Annotated in this window: 2 protein-coding genes; both read left to right on the top strand. The window is 45.2% G+C overall.

The features are described from left to right. Window positions 1–251 precede the first annotated feature (251 nt). Complete coding sequence (gene trpC, locus O9295_RS00715) at window positions 252–1,142, top strand: indole-3-glycerol phosphate synthase TrpC (protein ID WP_288030951.1); 891 nt, start codon at window positions 252–254, stop codon at window positions 1,140–1,142. A gap of 428 nt (window positions 1,143–1,570) precedes the next feature. Further along, window positions 1,571–2,725 (top strand): pyridoxal-phosphate-dependent aminotransferase family protein, encoded by a 1,155-nt coding sequence (locus tag O9295_RS00710; protein WP_002760980.1) that lies wholly within the window; start codon window positions 1,571–1,573, stop codon window positions 2,723–2,725. Window positions 2,726–2,928: the final 203 nt, after the last annotated feature.

Raw genomic sequence — 2,928 nt, 5'->3', positions numbered from 1 at the left:
AAGTGCCAGCCATTGCGGGGATCGGGGGGAAAATTCCTGGACTTTTTCCCTGAAAATTAGGTAGTTGACCACCTGAAAATCGATAAAACCCCACACCCCACACCCCACACCCCACACCCTGCCACCACCGAAAAGCTTTTTCAGCAAACCCTAAATATCTGTAGAGACGTGGTTGACTGCGTCTCTATTTCAATTACCGATAACTAATCACTGTTAAACTAATCACTGTTCACGCTCTGGACAGTGAAAAAATGCAGATCCGAAGAAAACACCCCAATCCTGCCGTCAAAGTTGAGAGTTTGAGTTATGTGGTGAAAGTGCCGGAGGCACAACCGCAAAATATTTTAGAAGAAATCGTTTGGCATAAGGAGATAGAAGTCGATAAATTGCGCGAACGGTTGCCTTTATTGGAATTACGCCAAAAAATAGCCAATACTGCGCCACCTTGCGACTTTTTAGCCGCCTTAAAACAGGGTAAAACCCAACCCGCTTTGATTGCCGAAGTGAAAAAAGCTTCCCCTAGCAAGGGAGTCATCCGCGAAGATTTTGATCCTGTAGCGATCGCCCGTACCTATGAACAGGGGGGAGCCACTTGTTTATCGGTCCTAACCGATAGTAAGTTTTTTCAAGGTAGTTACGAAAATCTTACCCTCGTCCGGCAAGCGGTATCTTTACCCCTATTATGCAAGGAATTTATCCTTTATCCCTATCAAATCTACTACGCTCGCTCTAAAGGAGCCGATGCTGTCCTTTTAATTGCCGCTATTTTAAGCGATCAAGACCTAGCATATTTTGTCAAAATTGTCAAGGGTTTAGGGATGACAGCTTTGGTAGAGGTGCATAGTCTGGCTGAATTCGATCGAGTGTTAGCCATTGAGGGAATCGAACTAATCGGCATTAATAACCGCAATTTAGAGACATTTACAGTCGATTTAGACAATACTCGCCAATTACTAGAAGCCAGGGGCGAACAGGTGCGAGAAAAAGGTATTCTGATCGTCAGCGAATCGGGATTACACACAGCAACAGATCTGGCGAAAGTGAAGCAAGCGGGAGCAAATGCGGTTCTAATTGGCGAATCTTTGGTAAAACTGCCCGATGCTGCCGTCGGTATCCAGAAACTCTTTGAAAATCTCGGTTAGGGGTTTTTCAGTCATCAGTTATCAGTTATGGTTCTTCGGTTTGTGCTATGCAATGGACGGGGTTATAAGGGATGAAACCCTTATAGAGAAAGACATTTGGCGATTTTTGTCAATTGTTTTCGCTCTAGAAGAAACTAATCAATGGAACTCTTGCCAGATAAAGATTTAGTCGATTTATGCCACCCTATCGAACCATAGCAAGTTCAGTGATCAGTAAACAGTAAACAGTAAACAGTAAACAGTAATCAGTGAACTGAAAACTCACATCTGATAACTGATAACTGCTAACTGATCACTGATAACTGACAAGGCTATCTGCCGGGATATAATCAGAGTTTGCCGAATCTTAAATCATCCCCTCAGAATTGATGCGATCGAGATTTGGTTTTTTATCTTTTTGAATATAGCCCAACGAGAGAGGACGAACCATGGAAAATAAAAATATGTTGATGATTCCCGGCCCGACACCAGTGCCGGAAGCGGTATTATTGGCTATGGCTAAAGCACCTATAGGTCATCGGACGGGTGCTTTTAGCAAGGTAATCGCCGAATTAACCGAAAATCTCAAATGGTTGCATCAAACCAGTGGCGATGTCTTAATGCTAACTGCTTCGGGAACCGGTGCCATGGAAGCGGGAATTATTAATTTTCTTAGCCCCGGCGATCGAGTTTTGGTGGGAGATAATGGTAAATTTGGGGAACGTTGGGCGAAAGTGGCGAAAGCATACGGCCTAAATGTGGATGTCATTAAGGCAGAATGGGGTAAACCCCTAGATCCGGAGGCATTTACCGCTAAACTGACCGAAGACAAGGAAAAAGCCATCAAAGCGGTAATTATCACCCATTCGGAAACTTCCACCGGGGTTCTCAATGACTTGGAAAGCATTAACAAAGCGGTAAAAGACCACGGGGAAGCTTTAATTATCGTCGATGCTGTCACCAGTTTAGGAGCTTATCATATTCCCATCGATGAATGGGGTTTAGATGTGGTCGGTTCTGGTTCCCAGAAAGGTTATATGATTCCTCCCGGTTTAGGTTTTGTTTCCGTAAGTCAAAAAGCTTGGAAAGCCTACGAAACCGCCAAACTGCCGCGTTTTTATCTAGATTTGGGCAAATACAAAAAAGCCACCGATGAGGATAGTTCCCCTTTTACCCCTCCAGTTAACCTGATGTACGGTTTACAAGCTTCTCTGCAAATGATGAGAAGGGAGGGATTAGCGGCAATTTTCGCCCGTCACCAACGCTTAACGAAGATGACGCGGGCCGGTATGCGCGCCCTGGATTTGCCCCTCTATGCGGCGGATTCTTGGGCTTCCACGGCGATTACTGCGGTGGCCCCCACTCTGGTAGATGCGGAAAAAATTCGTTCGACTCTCAATAAAAAGTTCGACATCGCTGTGGCTGGTGGTCAGGATCACCTCAAGGGTAAAATCTTCCGTATCGGTCATTTAGGTTTTGCTAGTGAGAGGGATATCCTCACGGTTATCGCTGCCATTGAAGCGACTTTAATCGAGTTAGGTGTCGAAGGTGTCACCCCTGGCGCCGGTGTGGCTGCGGCTGCCTCGGTGATGGTGCAGGGTTAATCTTGGCTTGGCTTTTCCCCTTCTCCCCAAAGAGGGGGATTTTTGGCGGAAGATATATCCTGTATATCTGAACTTCCCCCGTATAAATATACTAGCTATGGCTCAAAGTCTTACAGAGCCTGAGTTAAAGCAATGTAATACTAATAAACTACTGGGTACAAACTCCTGAAATCCTTACGCAGACAGGGTTTGAGGCAAAATTT

The organism is Microcystis sp. LE18-22.4A, assembly GCF_027531105.1.
Classification (GTDB): Bacteria; Cyanobacteriota; Cyanobacteriia; order Cyanobacteriales; family Microcystaceae; genus Microcystis; species Microcystis aeruginosa.
Note: the sequence above shows the minus strand (reverse complement) of the source record. Positions and strands in the feature narration are given on the sequence as shown.

Coding starts and splice junctions, on each gene's coding strand:
- O9295_RS00710 (WP_002760980.1), top strand. CDS start 1,571: ATGGAAAATAAAAATATGTTGATGATTCCCGGCCCGACACCAGTGCCG.
- trpC (WP_288030951.1), top strand. CDS start 252: ATGCAGATCCGAAGAAAACACCCCAATCCTGCCGTCAAAGTTGAGAGT.